This is a genomic window from Haliea sp. (assembly GCF_040222615.1).
Lineage (GTDB): Bacteria > Pseudomonadota > Gammaproteobacteria > Pseudomonadales > Halieaceae > Haliea.
Genome location: NZ_JAVKCQ010000112.1, coordinates 1 through 15,028 on the forward strand (window position 1 = coordinate 1; position 15,028 = coordinate 15,028).

Below are 15,028 nucleotides of genomic sequence, written 5' to 3' on the forward strand. Positions count from 1 at the left end.
CGCCTCCCCCACCCCAGCCCTGCCGCCTCGGACAGCGCGAGCATCGGGCAAGGTTCTCTATTCGAGATGCAGAACGGAAGGACGTGTTGGAAAGCATCAAGATTCGCGGAGTGCTCAAGTTTCCGTTTTGAGGACTCGCAGGCAGTATGAGCCACGAGACTTGATACACGCACAGAGGGCGTGCCGGGCGGTGTGGGGTTTGCTGGACCGTATGCGACATGGATGTCGCATCCGAGCCTACATGGACGTATTCACGGCGTGTCGAGCAAGCCCCACACCGGTCGGCGCGCCCGGAGCCAAATCGAAGCACCGTTAGAGATTCAACGGTCTGGAACACCAGCCCAGATACGAATTCAGGAGAGCAAATGATGAACCTGCAAGGCAAGAAGATCACCGTCCACGACATGTGCCTGCGCGACGGCATGCACCCCAAGCAGCACAAGATCACCGTCAGCGAGATGGTGGACATCGCGGTGGCCATGGACGAGGCCGGTATTCCGATGATCGAAGTTACCCACGGTGACGGCCTCGGCGGCGCCTCGGTCAACTACGGCTTCCCCGCCGCCAGTGACGAGGAATACCTCACCGCGGTGTGCAAGGCGGTCAGGAAGACCAAAGTCTCGGCCCTGCTGTTGCCGGGCATCGGTACGGTGGATCACCTGAAGATGGCAGTGGACTGCGGCATCGGTACGATCCGGGTGGCGACCCACTGCACCGAGGCGGATGTCTCCGAACAGCACATCAGCATGGCGGCGCAGATCAAGGGCCTGGATACCGTGGGCTTTTTGATGATGGCGCACATGATCGAGCCGGAGGAGTTGCTGGTGCAGCTCAAGCTGATGGAGTCCTACGGCGCCAACTGCGTGTACATCACCGACTCCGCGGGCTACATGCTGCCGGACGATGTGGCGGCGCGGGTCAAGCTCGCCCGGCAGGAGCTGAAACCGGAGACGGAGCTGGGCTTCCACGGCCACCACAACCTGGGCATGGGCATTGCCAATTCGCTGGCGGCGGTGGAGGCGGGCGCCAATCGCATCGATGGCTCCCTGGCGGGCCTGGGTGCAGGCGCGGGCAACACGCCGCTGGAAGTGTTCCTGGCGGTGTGTGACCGCATGGGCGTGGAGACCGGGGTTGACCTGTTCAAGGCCATGGACGTGGCCGAGGACCTGATTGTGCCGCTGATGGATCATATTGTGCGGGTAGATCGCGACTCACTCACCCTGGGCTGGGCGGGCGTTTACTCCAGTTTTTTGCTGTTTGCCAAGCGCAGTGCGGCCAAGTACGGCCTGTCCTCGCGGGATATCCTGGTGGAACTGGGGCGCCGCCGTACGGTGGGCGGCCAGGAAGACATGATCGAGGATTTGGCGCTGGATATGGCGCGGGACCGGGACGCCGCTGCTGGCTAGGCGCGGGCGTCGGGAGAGGCCCGTGCGGCGCTCCCGGGCGCGGCAAGCACAGTGCTGGCCTCGCCGAAAGGCAGCCTGTCAGTGCCGTTTGTCCTTGCGCGATCGGCGCCCTTCTTCTGCTTCCCTGCTGTTTTCGTAGCGATCCAGCAGGCCCAGGTCCAGAACCGGGGAAGCGTCGATATGTTCCGCGTCCATCATTTTTGCAATGCGCTGCAGGGACGAGATAATCATGGTCTGCTCCCACTCGTGCAGGTCCCCGAATTGCCTGGTGAATTGCTCCTGCAACGGAATCGGCGCGTTTTTCAGGATCTCCTGTGCTTCCGTTGTGAGATGGGCGTGAACCTTGCGCTTGTCCTCATTCGAGCGCTTGCGATATACCAGGCCCCGCTTTTCCAGGCGGTCCAGAATCGTGGTTACCGTCGCCTGGCTCAGGCTGATATCTGTCGCAAGTTCGCCGATGGTCACCTCGCCGCGGTCGCGAATTGTCTGCAGTAGCAGGATTTGCGGGGCGGTAAGGCCGGTAGTCTTGGCCAGATGGCGGGAGTGCAGGTCGGTTGCCCGAATGACCCGCCGCAGGGCGACAAGTACCTCATCTATCCTCCCCAACAGTATCTCCCCCCTGGTTGCATAAACCAGCACAGTGTACCTCCGGGCCGCTTCACGGCGTTAGTGATGAACGCGGACTTTGACCGCTTTCAGGATCGTGGCGCAATGCTCACTTTCGGCACAGTGTAAATATTTAGTGCACAAAAAACAAAAAACACAGTGATTATTGCCTAAAATCGGCCAAAATCATCTATATACATTAATTGCAAGGTTAATATCTGCGCGCTCGCTTGTTATAATGTTTAGCGTACTAAACAATATGGAGGCAAGTATGAGTCTTGACCTGACACTGCGCCCGCCAACGCCCACCGACGGCATGGCTGTGCACCACCTGATCGCGGCCTGTCCGCCACTGGACACCAATTCTGCCTATTGCAATCTGGTGCAGTGCACGCATTTCGCCAGTACTTCCGTAGTCGCGGAGGCAGCCGGTGAGGTCGTCGGGTTTATCTCCGGCCACCGGGTTCCAGCGCGCCCGGACACACTGTTCGTGTGGCAGGTGGCGGTCAGTGAGAAGGGCCGTGGCCAGGGCCTGGCCGGACGTATGTTGGCTGCCATTCTCGACCGGCCGGAGAATGAAGATATCTGTTTTATCGAGACCACGGTGACCGCTGACAATGCAGCGTCCTGGGCTTTGTTTGAAAGCTTTGCCCGCAAGAGGAATACCGAGCTGGTGCGCAGTGTGCTGTTTGATCGCGACCGCCACTTTTCGGGTAGCCATGATTCGGAGCTGCTTGCCAGGATCGGGCCCTTTCGGCAGCAGGCACTGCGCGCTGTAGCGCACTGATGATTTACAGCAAATTTGACGTTTAATGGAAAAGGACTATTTGATGAAAATTTTTGAAGAGATCGAATCCGAAGTGCAAAGCTATGCCCGCTCTTTCCCGCGGGTATTCAACCGCGCCAAGGGCGAGTTTCTCTACGACGAGGACGGCAAGGAATATCTGGACTTCCTCGCCGGCGCGGGGACCCTCAACTACGGACACAACAACCCCGTGTTCAAGGAGAAGCTGCTGGCCTACATTGAGGCAGACGGCATCAGTCACGGCCTCGACCTGCATACCCGGGCGAAGGCAGAATTCCTCGAGGCATTCAACGAAAAGATCCTCAAGCCGCGCAACCTGGAGTTTGTGGTCCAGTTTACCGGGCCCACCGGCACCAATGCGGTTGAGGCCGCACTGAAGCTGGCGCGGAACGTGACCGGGCGCGAAAATGTGATTTCCTTTACCAACGGGTTCCACGGGGTCAGCCTGGGCTCGTTGGCAACGACCGGCAATTCCCACCACCGGGGTGCCGCGGGCGTCAGCCTGGGTGGCAGCAGCCGCATGCCCTATGACGGCTACCTTGGCGATGGTATTGACACTACTGCCTATCTCGACAAGGTGCTGTCGGATTCCAGCAGTGGTATCGACATGCCTGCGGCGGTACTGGTGGAAACGGTTCAGGGTGAAGGTGGCATCAATGCCGCGGGGTTTGAGTGGCTGCGCAACCTGGAGGCTGTCTGCCGCAAGCACAAGCTGCTGTTGATTGTCGATGATATCCAGGCAGGCTGTGGCCGCACGGGCACCTGGTTCAGTTTCGAAGAGGCAGGTATCTCCCCGGACATCGTGACCATGTCCAAGTCCCTGAGCGGCTACGGGCTGCCCTTTGCGGTAGTGCTGATCCGCCCGGAACTGGACCAGTGGAAGCCCGGCGAGCACAACGGCACTTTCCGCGGCAACAATCTGGCTTTTGTCACGGCCAAGGCCGCGATAGACCATTACTGGTCGGACGACAGCTTTGCGAAAGAGGTGCAGGCCAAGGGCCGCTATGTCTCCGGGCGCCTGCAGACCATTGTCGCCCGCTATGGCGAAGGCAACTTTACTACGCGCGGCCGCGGCATGTTCCAGGGTATCAATTGTGTGAACGGCGATATTGCCGCCCGCATTACCCGCAAGGCGTTTGCCAAGGGCCTGATGATCGAGACCAGCGGCGCAGACGACCAGGTAGTGAAATTCCTCTGCCCGCTGACCATTTCCGACGCGAACCTGAAGCGTGGTATCGACATTGTCGAGCAGGCGATTGCCGAGGTGTGTGCATCCCAGGGTGAGATTCCTGAAACAGTGGATTTCTTCGAGGATACCTACAGCGTCTCTGCCGAGGAGCGCTTCCGCAAGGCGAGCTGAGCTGATGACGGCAGGCGGGGGCCGGATTACGCCCCCCGCTTCATCAACCCCCCGACACGATTGAGGAATAGACAATGATAGTTCGAGACATGGAAACTGCTGCCCGTGAAGGACGTATGATCAAGGATCCCGGTGGTAACTGGGACAGTACCCGCTTGTTGTTGAAGGACGACAAGATGGGTTTCTCCTTTCACATCACCACCATTTATGAGGGTGCCGATTTTCGCATGCACTACCAGAATCATCTGGAGTCGGTGTATTGCATGTCAGGCGAGGGTGAGGTGGAAACCCTCGCCGACGGCAAGGTCTACCCGATCAAACCCGGAACGATCTACATTCTGGACAAGCATGACGAGCACATCCTGCGCGCGCGCAAGGAAATGAAGATGGCCTGTGTCTTCAACCCGCCGTTACATGGCACCGAAGTGCACAACGCCGAGGGCGCCTACGAACTGGATGCCGATCCGGTAGGGGAGTAGTGGCCGTGACTGGTGTAACGCAAATTACTGCCGGACAAAAACTGGAGCGGAACGGCCGCGAGACGAGAGGGGGAACGGTGAACAGGCATACTGTGGAAAAGATCGGTGGCACATCGATGAGCAACTACGCTGCCGTGCGTGACAGCATCGTGTTTGGCCAGTCCAACGGTGACACCCCGTACCAGCGCGTGTTCGTCGTATCCGCCTATGGTGGCATGACCAACAAACTGCTTGAGGACAAGAAGGACGGCAAGCCGGGTGTGTATGGCTTGTTTGCCAGCAGCTTCCAGGACAGCAGCTGGGAAAAGGCCTTGGATCAGGTGCGCCACGACATGTTTGCCATCAACGCCGAGCTCTTTGTTGATCCGGAGTCGCTGGCGGAAGCGAATACTTTTATCGGCGAGCGTCTCGACAATGCCCGCAAGTGCCTTGAGGATCTGCAAAGCCTTTGCGGTCACGGCCATTTCCTGGTGGAGGATCACCTGGTCACGGTTCGCGAAATGTTGTCCAGCGTTGGCGAGGCCCACAGCGCCTGGAATCTGGCCAGGTTGCTGCGCCGTGACGGACTGAACGCGACCTTCGTGGATTTGTCGGGCTGGCAGACCACGGGCAACATGCCTCTCGACGAGTGTGTGCAACAGGCCTTTGCCAAGGTCGATCTCAAGAGTGAGTTGCCGATCGTAACCGGCTACGCCTATTGCAGCGAAGGCCTCATCACCCAGTTCGACCGAGGCTATAGCGAAATGACCTTCAGTCGCATTGCGGTGCTGACCGGCGCGCGCGAAGCAATCATCCACAAGGAGTTCCACCTCAGCAGTGCGGACCCGCGCCTGGTGGGAGAAGACAACGCCGTGCCCATCGGTCGCACCAATTACGATGTGGCTGATCAGCTGGCCAACCTGGGCATGGAGGCTATTCATCCGAAGGCGGCCAAGGGTTTGCGCCAGAACGATATTCCGCTCCGGGTCAAGAATACCTTCGAGCCGGAGCATACGGGTACCTTGATCACCCGCGACTATGTCAGCGATGTCGCCTGTGTCGAAATTATCGCGGGCTGCCGGGGTGTCTACGCACTGGAACTGTTCGACCAGGACATGGCGGGTATCGTTGGCCAGTACGACACGGAAATCCTGCGTAATGTGCAGCGCTTCAAGGCGCATATTGTCGGCAAGGATATCAACGCCAATACAGTGACCCACTATCTCGACACCAATCTGAAGACGGTGAAGCGGATCAAGACTGTATTGCAGGACGCGTTTCCGGAGTCCGAGATCCGCGAGCAGAAGGTTGCCATAGTTTCCGCAATCGGCAGTGATATGCAGGTTCCCGGCTTGCTGGCACGCACGGTGGCGGCGCTGTCCAACCATGACCTCAGCGTATTGGCTATTCACCAAAGCATGCGCCAGGTCGATATCCAGTTTATCGTCAATGATGACGATTATGAGCTGGCGATCAGGAGCCTGCACGAGACTCTGGTCGAGCCCCACGACCATGGCAGGGCCATCCGCCTGGCCTCCTCCTGAACTGAGGCTGGATCCAGGGCTGGCGCGTGTGACTCGCGCCGCCCTGTGCGAAAGACTCAGGGCTTGACTGACATCAATGCGTAGAACCAGTCCCCTCCTTACTATGGGCGCCGGGTGAGTTGTTCACCCGTATCCATAGTGAGGAGTGAGACATGAAACAGGTAACAAGCCTGGCCCTGGTGGCCTTGCTGGCGGGTGTTGCGGTCAACGCCGGTGCCTATGAGGAGGGCGACTGGGTTCTGCGACTGGGCGCCACGACTGTAGCCCCGGATGAAGATAGCGACAGGATTGTACTGCCCACAGCGCCGGCGACGGTTTTGCCCGGGGTTTCGATTGGCAATGACACCCAGCTGGGTATTATTCCTGTGTATATGCTCACCGATAACTGGGGCATGGAACTGCTGGCGGCAACCCCGTTCGAGCATGATGTGAAGGTCAAGGGTGCTGGCATCAAGGCCGGATCTGTGACCCATCTTCCCCCGACCTTGAGCCTGCAGTGGTATCCGCGCGGCGGGCAACGCGGCTGGCAGCCCTATGTAGGGGCCGGATTGAATTATACCCTCATCTACGATGAAGACGTTGACCCGCAGTTGGCGGGTGCGTTGGAAGGTCTGCTGGGCGCCAGTGAAGCTGACCTGTCACTCGACGATTCCTTCGGCCTTTCCGCGCAGGCCGGCGTCGATATTCCCCTGTCCGGTAACTGGGCGATCAACCTGGCGGTCTGGTACATCGACATAGACTCAACGGCCAAGATCCGCACCGATGTTGGCACGGTGGAGTTTGACGTTGACATTGACCCGTGGGTCTACAATGTTGGTATTGCCTACCGCTTCTAGCGCGGGCCGCGAGCGGGCGGCCGAGTGCGGCCCGTTCATGACTTCTTCGGCTTGCCGATCAATGATGATGTTTTTCCTGTCCCGGAGCGACTTGTTCCTGCGGGGCAGCGCCGCCATGTCCCGCGTGGCTGTCGTGGTTGCCATGACTCAGTGTCAAATATAGCGTCCACAGTCCGGACAGCATCAACAGTACGCCCAACACAACTTTCAGCCCCTTGCGCCGCAATACTGACTGCACAGCGCCGGCACCGAAGCTGGTGGCGAGCATGGCCGGCAGCGTTCCCAGGCCAAAAAACAGCATCATGAGTGCAGACAGCCGGGCATCCTGGGCGGTGGCAGCCCAGGCGAGACTGCTGTAGATCAGTCCACAGGGCATCAGCCCCCAGCACAGCCCCAGCGCGGCGCCCTGGTACCAGTGGCGCAGCGGCAGCAGCCTGCCGGACCAGCGCTGCACCGGCCGCCAGAGCAGGGCGCCGCCTCGCTCCAGCCACTGCAGTGCTCGCCACCAGTCGGCGATATACAGGCCCATGGCTACCAGCAGAATGCCGGCCAGGTAACGCAGCCCCATCGTCCAGGCGGCAATATCGATACTGCCCGCTGCGAAGCCCAGCGCGGCGCCGAGGAGGGTATAGCTGGTGATGCGACCTCCGTGATAAGCCAGGGTCATGCCGCTGCCCTTGGCACCGCCCAGTTGTAGCGCAGCGGCGATGCCGCCGCACATTCCCAGGCAGTGGCCTGCTCCTGCCAGCCCCAGCGCAAATGCGCTGCCGAGTTCAGTCAGCACAGTCGCTTCCCTCTTTTGGCTTGGATTTCTGCCCGCCGGTGTCATCCTCCATGAGAATGCGGGAGGCCTCCTTGTCCAGGTCCTCATATTGGCCACTGTCTATCGCCCAGATCAGCAGGCGGATGACGATGACGCAGAACACCAGGGCAATGGGTATCAACAGGTACAGACTTTCCATAGTGGGCGCGGCCTCAGTCGCGGGACTTGTTAAGGCGCAGTGAGTTCATCACCACGATCAGTGAACTGAGCGACATCCCCAGAGCCGCGACCCAGGGCGGGATGAAGCCCATGGCAGCCAGGGGAATCCCGCTACAGTTATAGGCCAGGGCCCAGGCGAAGTTCTGCTTGATGATGCGAGTGCATTCCCGGGCCTTGCGCAGGCTGGTTATAACAGCGGCAAGATTGTCACTGTCGACCACAAAGTCAGCCTGGGCACGAGCCAGGTCAGTGGCGCCGGCGACCGCGAATGAGGCGTTGGCCAGGCTCAGCAGCGGTGCATCGTTGAGCCCATCGCCCACCGCCATGACAATCTGCCCGGCATCCTGCCAGGCCCGCACCTGCTGCATTTTACCCTCCGGCGACAGACCGATACCGATATGGTCGAAGCCGAGTTCGGCTCCCAGCTGGTTGCCGGCGGAGGAACTGTCACCGGTCAGCAGTGCCAGAGCCATGCCGGCCTGGCGGGCGGCGGCAATCACCGCGGGCGTCTCAGCACGAAGCTGGTCGGAAAGCCCCAGCCAGGCCAGCGGCCGGTCACGAGTGCACAAGGCAACCCAGTACAAACCGGTATCCGGCGGCGCAGGCAAGCCGGGCGCAAACTCTCGGCAAAAGCGCTCGCTCCCCATTCTGACGCGCTGGCCCTGCCAGCTGGCCTCGACACCGGCACCTGTGACATGGATTGCATCCGTGATGCCGGCCGTCGGGGTGATGTCGCGGAAAGCGTGTGCAATCGGATGATTGGAGTGTTGTTGCAGCGCGCTGGCCAGTGCGCTCAACAACTCTCCCTGTACCTGGCTGCAGGGCACGACCTGCTGCAGCTGGAGTTTACCTGCGGTCAGGGTGCCGGTCTTGTCGAATACCAGCAGCCTGGCGCGAGCCAGGGCCTCAATGGCGTTTTCCCCATGGACTATCACACCCTTGTTGCGCAGGGCGCTCGCGGCAGAGGTGAGCGCCGCCGGCGTGGCCAGGGCCAGGGCGCAGGGGCAGCTGATTACCAGCACTGACAGGCAAATCCACAGCACCTGGTCTGGCGCGATCTGGCTCCAGGCCAACCCGGTCGCCGCTGTTATGAGCAGGATACAGGCCACGAACCAGGCGGACAGCCTGTCCGCCAGTCGCGCCAGTTCCGGTTTGCTGCGCTGGGCCCGCTCCACACTCTGCTGCAGCGCTGCGAGGCGGCTGCTGTCATAAAGCTGTTCGACCTTCAGCTCAAGGCTGCCCTCCAGGTTTATCGTACCGGCGAACACAGCATCTCCGGGAGCGACCGTGCGCGGTACATACTCACCGTTGAAGGTGTCTTCACGCACACTGCTGGTGCCCTGCTGCACGGTGCCGTCGACAGCGATGGTTTCCCCGGCCACTACCCTGACCTTATCGCCGGGCTGCAGCAGGCGACGCGGCACCCGGTCCCAGTTTGCGCCGCGGCGCACGGTCACCGTCAGCGGCAGGCTACTCTCGGCATCGTAGCAGGCGAGCACATGCCTGCGCCGTACCCTTTTCTCGAAGAAGCGACCCAGCAACAGGAAGAACGTGAACATCACCACCGAATCGAAGTAGACCTCGCCGCCACCGGTGGCGGTTGCCCAGACACTGGCCGTGAACGCGAGACCGATAGCTAATGCGACTGGAAGATCCATGACCAGGGAGCCGTGGCGGAGGTGGCGCCAGGCGGTGGTGAAGAAAGGGCGCGCGGAGTACACCATGACGAAGCTGGCGACCAGCAGGCTTACGGTGCGCAGCAAGCCCTGATGTTCCAGTGCGATACCCTGCATGTCACCGGCGTGCAGGGCAATGCCGAACATTCCCACCTGCATCATGCCGATGCCTGCCACTGCCACCCGCCGCAGGTCGGTGCGGTACTCCCGTTCGACCTGCTCGCGCTGGCTGCTGTTGTGGAAAGGCCTGGCGCTATAGCCCAGTGATTCCAGCAGGGCGAAGATCCGGCTCGGCTGGAGTTGGGCGGGGTTGAAGCGTACCGACAGGCGCTGCTGTTGCAGATTGACCTGAGCGTCAAGCACTCCTGCCTCACGCAGCAGTGTCTGCTCGATCAGCCAGGTGCAGGCTGCACAGGTAATCCCGCCCAGCAACAGGCTTGCTGTTTCCATGCCGTCGTCGCCGGGGTGGCAGAACTGGCTGCGCAGGGTCGGGTCGTCGTATAGCCGGTATTCATCCGGCGACGGCGCAGCGTCCTGGGCCGGTTTGTCGCTGAAGGCTGTGCGCTGGCGATAGAAGCTGGCCATGCCGCTGTCGGCAATGAGGCTGGCGACGGCGCGGCAGCCGGGACAACACATGGGCTGGGCGATGCCGTCGATGTCCACGCTGAAGCGGCTGCCGGCGGGGACTGGCTCTCCGCAGTGGAAGCAGGGCTGGGAGCCGCTCATGGCCGCACTGCGCGTGTTCAGGAATCTTCCGTCAGCAGATCCTGCGCGCTGACGATGCCATCCAGGCGCCACTCGCCGCCGGAACTGTCGCTGAGAATCCAGTGCCAGCGCTCGCCAACGGCCGCCGTCAGGATGCCGTGGTAAACGCCTGCCCCAACCCGCTGCAGCGGGATGCTGAAGTCGCGGTCGGCTTCCATGGGGTGGGAAAACGTCAGTTCCAGGGTGTCAGCAGAGACCTGGCCGTCCAGCCTGGCGGTGACCTGCTGTTTGGTAATGGTGAACGCTGCCGCAAGCTCTAGCTCACGGGCGCGTTCCTTGCGTTCAAGCTGCTGGTTGATGGCCAGGCCGACCTTGTAGTACTGGTCTACAACCAGGTCGTCGGAGTGCTTATAGGCGGTGTACATCAGATGGAAACTGACCACCACTACGGTACCTGGAAGGGCGATGAGAAACCAGGGCCAGAACTGTCGGTACCAGGGCGTGGTGTCCTGATCGGGATACACGGGCTTCATTACAATGGCCTCATGAAACGGGATTCCGAGCCTATCTTGAGGCTGTCCTGATCGGTCGCCCGGACAGTAAACAGGATTTCGGTACTGGGTCGTCTCAGCTGTTCCGGATCGGCCCGCACGCGCAGGCTTATACTGCGCACTTCGCCGCCATCAAGGGTGTGGAGGGTGTCGCCGACAATCTCCGCACCGTCTATGCCGCTCACCAGAATCTCGAATTCGTGCATGGACTGTTCCATGTTGACCAGGCTGAGGGTGTAGATGTTTTCGATCTTGCCGTCCATGGTGGTGAGGTACAGCTCGTTGCGATCACGAATCACGGTGAGCTCCAGTGGTACCCGGGTAACGACCCGGTAGCTGAACAGGCCCACCATGACGCACAGCACCAGCATGTAACCAATGATCCGGGGGCGCAGCCAGCGGGTTGTGCCACCCTGCAACTGGTGCTCGCTGGTATAGCTGATCAGGCCTCGGGGATAAGACATCTTGTCCATGACAGAGTTGCAGGCGTCGATACACAGGGCGCAGCCGATGCACTCGTACTGCAGGCCGTCGCGGATATCAATGCCGGTCGGACACACCTGGACGCAGAGTTCGCAGTCGATGCAGTCTCCGAGTCCCTGCGCCTTGTAATCCGCGTCACGCTTGCGCGATCCGCGCGGTTCACCGCGGCTCGGGTCATAGGAAACAATCAGCGTATCCTGGTCGAACATTACCGACTGGAAGCGTGCATAGGGGCACATGTATTTGCAGACCTGCTCGCGCATCCAGCCGGCATTGATGTAGGTGGCACAGGTAAAAAACAGGGTCCAGAGAACACCCCACTGGCCCGCGGACAAGGTCAGCAGGTCGGGCAGCAGGTCCCGCACCGGATAAAAATAGCCGACGAATGTCATCCCGGTGAGGAAGGATACGAACAACCAGCCGCCGTGTTTCAGGCATTTTCGCGCCACCTTCTCGGCGGTCCAGGGTCCTTGGTCCAGGCGCACGCGCTGGTTGCGGCTACCCTCGAATTTCTGCTCGATCCACATGAAGATGCTGGTCCACACCGTTTGCGGACAGGTATAGCCGCACCAGACCCGGCCGGCAAAGACCGTCACCGCAAAGAGGGCGAACGCCGAAATGATCAGCAGGAATGCCAGCAAGGGGAAATCCTGCGGCCAGAAGACCAGGCCGAGGATGTGGAACTTGCGCTCGGGAAGATCGAACCAGATCGCCTGGCGTCCATCCCAGGATAGCCAGGGGAGCAGAAAGTAGCCGATCAGCAGGGGCCAGCCGGTATACAGTCTCACCCGCTGGAAGAAACCCTCTATTTTACGGGTATAGATTTTTTCCCGGCGCTGGTACAGGTCCAGTTCGCTGACTTCAGCCGGTGCGAACTCGTGGACTTCAATTAGTTGCTTGTCTTTCATGCCGTGTTACCACTACCGGGAGAAACCGGGAAGGAGGTTGAAGCAACCGGCTCCCCGGGGGAGGGCCGGTTGAGAGATCAGTTGCTGAGGCTGTAGATATACGCGGTCAGGATGTGGATCTTGTCTTCGGTGAGGCTTTCGCCGAAGGCCGGCATTACGCCGTTGCGTCCCGCCCGCAGGCTGTGTGCGATCTGCTCGCGGCTGCCACCGTAGAGCCAGATGCCGTTGGTCAGGTTAGGAGCACCGAACATGTAGTTACCCTTGGCGTCAGCGCCGTGGCAGGCTGCACAGTACATCTGGTAATGTTTTTCCCCCGCAGCGGTCAGGGCCGCATCAGTGGAGCGCCCGTTCAGGGACAGGACATACTCGGTGGCCTCGGCAATTCCCTGATCGCCCAATATGCCTGCCCAGGCCGGCATGGCAGCGCGCCGGCCGTCCAGAAGGGTTGTCTTGATTGCCGCGGGGCTGCCGCCATAGAGCCAGTCGTCGTCGGTCAGGTTGGGAAACCCGTAGCGACCCTTGGCGTCCGCGCCGTGGCACTGGGCGCAGTTATTGCCAAACAGGCGCATGCCCATCCTGAGTACGGCGGGATCCATTGCGATTTCCTCCACCGGCATGGCCAGGTAGCGGCTGCGCATTTCGCTGTAGCGCTCTTCCGCCGCGGCTACCTCGGCTTCATGCTGGCCGATCTGGGTCCAGCCGATCAACCCCGGGTAGTTGCCCATGCCGGGGTAGACCACCAGATAGCCTATTGCCCAGACGATGGTGATGACAAACATGTAGAACCACCAGGCCGGCAGTGGATTGTCATACTCCTCAATACCATCGTGAGCGTGGCCGGTTGTCTTGTCCGTCGTACCCTGGCCACCCTTGCGGTTTGCCAGCAGGATCCAGGTGATACCAACCAGTGTGATGACGGTCAGGATGATGATCCACCAACTCCAGAAACTAGCCATTCCTTGCCTCCTCCTGCGTAGTACGTTGACTCAGTTCCTCGTCTGCAAAAGGCAGGTTGGCGGCCTCGTCAAAAGATTTCTTGCGCTTGCTGCTCCAGGCCCAGATGCAGAGACCGATGAAAGCGACCAGCAGCAATGCCGTACTGATTCCCCTCAGATCATTGATATCCATAATAATCAGCGCCTCGTTTGCAGTAGCGTACCGAGCTGCTGGAGATAGGCGATAAGCGCATCAATCTCGAGCTTGCCTTCCACAGCGGCGGCGGCGCCGGCAATATCTTCGTCGCTGTAAGGCACACCGACCTTGCGCAGGGCGTTCATCTTTTTACCGGTACGCGCGCTGTTGAGCTCGTTTTCGAACAGCCACGGATAGGCTGGCATGTTGGACTCCGGCACCACGTCCCGCGGGTTGTACATGTGGGCTCGATGCCAGTCGTCGCTGTAGCGCTGCCCGACCCTGGCCAGATCCGGGCCGGTACGCTTGGATCCCCACAGGAACGGGTGGTCATAGACGAACTCGCCGGCAACAGAGTAGTGGCCGTAGCGTTCGGTTTCGGCGCGCAGCGGCCTGACCATCTGTGAGTGGCAGTTGTTGCAACCTTCACGTATGTAGATGTCGCGGCCCTCCAGCTCCAGCGCGGGCAGCGGTTTCAGGCCCGCAAGCGGCTCGTTGGTCTGCTTGATGAACATCAGCGGAACCAGCTCCACCAGGGTGCCAAAACTGATGGCGATGATGATGAAAATGATCATCAGGCCAACGTTTTTTTCTACCACTTCATGCTTCATGCGTGACTCCCCTGTGCTGCGCCTGCGGGCAGCGCCTGCTCGGCGACATCCTTGCGTGTAGTCATGTAGACGTTGTATGCCATTACCAGCATGCCTGCGAAGAAGATTGCACCGCCCGCGAGCCGCACCAGATAGCCGGGGTGGCTGGCCACGACTGACTCGACGAAGGTGTAGGTCAATGTGCCGTCCTCGTTGTAGGCGCGCCACATCAGGCCCTGGAGGATGCCGTTGACCCACATGGATGCGATGTACATCACGGTGCCTATGGTCGACATCCAGAAGTGGACGTTGATCAGCTCGATGCTGTACATGCGGTTCTTGCCGAACAGCACTGGAATCAGGTGGTATATACAGCCGATGGAGATCATCGCCACCCAGCCCAGGGCACCGGAGTGAACGTGGCCGATGGTCCAGTCCGTGTAGTGCGAGAGGGAGTTCACGGTTTTGATGGACATCATCGGGCCCTCAAAGGTGGACATGCCGTAGAACGACAGGCTTACCACCATGAACCGCAGGATCGGGTCGGTGCGCAGTTTGTGCCAGGCACCTGACAGCGTCATCATGCCGTTGATCATGCCGCCCCAGGACGGTGCCAGCAGGATGATTGACATGACCATGCCCAGACTCTGGGCCCAGTCGGGCAGGGCGGTGTAGTGCAGGTGGTGGGGCCCGGCCCAGATATAGACGGCGACCAGCGCCCAGAAGTGGACAATGCTGAGCCGGTAGGAGTACACCGGCCGCTCTGCCTGCTTTGGCACGAAGTAGTACATCATGCCGAGAAAGCCCGCGGTGAGGAAAAAACCGACCGCATTGTGGCCGTACCACCACTGCACCATGGCATCCACGGTGCCGGCGTAGGCGGAATAGGACTTGGTCATGTCAACGGGTATTGCCGCACTGTTGATGATATGCAGCACGGCGACAGTGATGATAAAGCCGCCGAAAAACCAGTTGGCTCCATAGATG

16 protein-coding genes are annotated in these 15,028 nt (G+C 60.4%); 6 read left to right on the top strand and 10 right to left on the bottom strand.

Annotated elements, in window-relative coordinates:
• The first annotated feature begins 368 nt into the window (after positions 1-368).
• On the top strand, positions 369-1,406 hold the full coding sequence (gene dmpG, locus RJQ10_RS09180) for a 4-hydroxy-2-oxovalerate aldolase (protein ID WP_350145853.1): 1,038 nt from the start codon (positions 369-371) through the stop codon (positions 1,404-1,406).
• 78 nt (positions 1,407-1,484) lie between these two features.
• On the opposite strand, the gene RJQ10_RS09185 is transcribed toward dmpG, so the two are convergent.
• Positions 1,485-2,012 carry a MarR family winged helix-turn-helix transcriptional regulator gene (locus RJQ10_RS09185; RefSeq protein ID WP_350145824.1) on the bottom strand — a complete coding sequence of 176 codons (528 nt, stop codon included), beginning with the start codon at positions 2,010-2,012 and terminating at the stop codon, positions 1,485-1,487.
• Between the two features lie 271 nt (positions 2,013-2,283).
• Here RJQ10_RS09185 and ectA point away from each other — a divergent pair, with 271 nt between their 5' ends.
• From ectA to RJQ10_RS09210, 5 genes are all read left to right on the top strand, one after another.
• Entirely contained in the window at positions 2,284-2,799 is a 516-nt protein-coding gene (gene ectA, locus RJQ10_RS09190) for a diaminobutyrate acetyltransferase (RefSeq protein ID WP_350145826.1), read from the top strand.
• A gap of 43 nt (positions 2,800-2,842) precedes the next feature.
• Positions 2,843-4,177, top strand: coding sequence for a diaminobutyrate--2-oxoglutarate transaminase (gene ectB / locus RJQ10_RS09195; RefSeq protein WP_350145828.1), 1,335 nt, complete (start codon positions 2,843-2,845; stop codon positions 4,175-4,177).
• A gap of 74 nt (positions 4,178-4,251) precedes the next feature.
• Complete coding sequence (locus RJQ10_RS09200) at positions 4,252-4,656, top strand: ectoine synthase (protein WP_350145830.1); 405 nt, start codon at positions 4,252-4,254, stop codon at positions 4,654-4,656.
• 77 nt (positions 4,657-4,733) lie between these two features.
• Positions 4,734-6,179 (top strand): aspartate kinase, encoded by a 1,446-nt coding sequence (locus RJQ10_RS09205; protein WP_350145832.1) that lies wholly within the window; start codon positions 4,734-4,736, stop codon positions 6,177-6,179.
• Positions 6,180-6,331: 152 nt separating this feature from the next.
• A complete protein-coding gene (locus RJQ10_RS09210; protein WP_350145834.1) occupies positions 6,332-7,015 on the top strand; it encodes an OmpW/AlkL family protein in 684 nt (227 codons plus the stop codon).
• Positions 7,016-7,073: 58 nt separating this feature from the next.
• Here RJQ10_RS09210 and RJQ10_RS09215 read toward each other — a convergent pair whose 3' ends face one another.
• The 9 genes from RJQ10_RS09215 to RJQ10_RS09255 form a co-directional block, all read right to left on the bottom strand.
• Positions 7,074-7,799 (bottom strand): sulfite exporter TauE/SafE family protein, encoded by a 726-nt coding sequence (locus RJQ10_RS09215; RefSeq protein WP_350145836.1) that lies wholly within the window; start codon positions 7,797-7,799, stop codon positions 7,074-7,076.
• The gene (gene ccoS, locus RJQ10_RS09220) at positions 7,789-7,977 is read right to left on the bottom strand and encodes a cbb3-type cytochrome oxidase assembly protein CcoS (RefSeq protein WP_350145837.1); all 189 of its coding nucleotides are present in this window, start codon (positions 7,975-7,977) and stop codon (positions 7,789-7,791) included. Before ccoS ends, RJQ10_RS09215 begins: the two co-directional genes overlap by 11 nt.
• A 13-nt stretch (positions 7,978-7,990) precedes the next feature.
• Complete coding sequence (locus tag RJQ10_RS09225; protein ID WP_350145839.1) at positions 7,991-10,399, bottom strand: heavy metal translocating P-type ATPase; 2,409 nt, start codon at positions 10,397-10,399, stop codon at positions 7,991-7,993.
• 17 nt (positions 10,400-10,416) lie between these two features.
• A complete protein-coding gene (locus RJQ10_RS09230) occupies positions 10,417-10,911 on the bottom strand; it encodes a FixH family protein (RefSeq protein WP_350145841.1) in 495 nt (164 codons plus the stop codon).
• Positions 10,911-12,320, bottom strand: coding sequence for a cytochrome c oxidase accessory protein CcoG (gene ccoG, locus RJQ10_RS09235; protein ID WP_350145843.1), 1,410 nt, complete (start codon positions 12,318-12,320; stop codon positions 10,911-10,913). Before ccoG ends, RJQ10_RS09230 begins: the two co-directional genes overlap by 1 nt.
• 77 nt (positions 12,321-12,397) lie before the next feature.
• On the bottom strand, positions 12,398-13,276 hold the full coding sequence (ccoP, locus tag RJQ10_RS09240) for a cytochrome-c oxidase, cbb3-type subunit III (protein WP_350145845.1): 879 nt from the start codon (positions 13,274-13,276) through the stop codon (positions 12,398-12,400).
• The gene (locus RJQ10_RS09245) at positions 13,269-13,448 is read right to left on the bottom strand and encodes a cbb3-type cytochrome oxidase subunit 3 (RefSeq protein WP_350145847.1); all 180 of its coding nucleotides are present in this window, start codon (positions 13,446-13,448) and stop codon (positions 13,269-13,271) included. Before RJQ10_RS09245 ends, ccoP begins: the two co-directional genes overlap by 8 nt.
• 5 nt (positions 13,449-13,453) lie before the next feature.
• A complete protein-coding gene (ccoO, locus tag RJQ10_RS09250) occupies positions 13,454-14,062 on the bottom strand; it encodes a cytochrome-c oxidase, cbb3-type subunit II (protein WP_350145849.1) in 609 nt (202 codons plus the stop codon).
• Positions 14,059-15,028: cbb3-type cytochrome c oxidase subunit I (locus tag RJQ10_RS09255; RefSeq protein ID WP_350145851.1), on the bottom strand; the 970-nt coding region annotated here is incomplete at its 5' end. The genes ccoO and RJQ10_RS09255, both read right to left, overlap by 4 nt.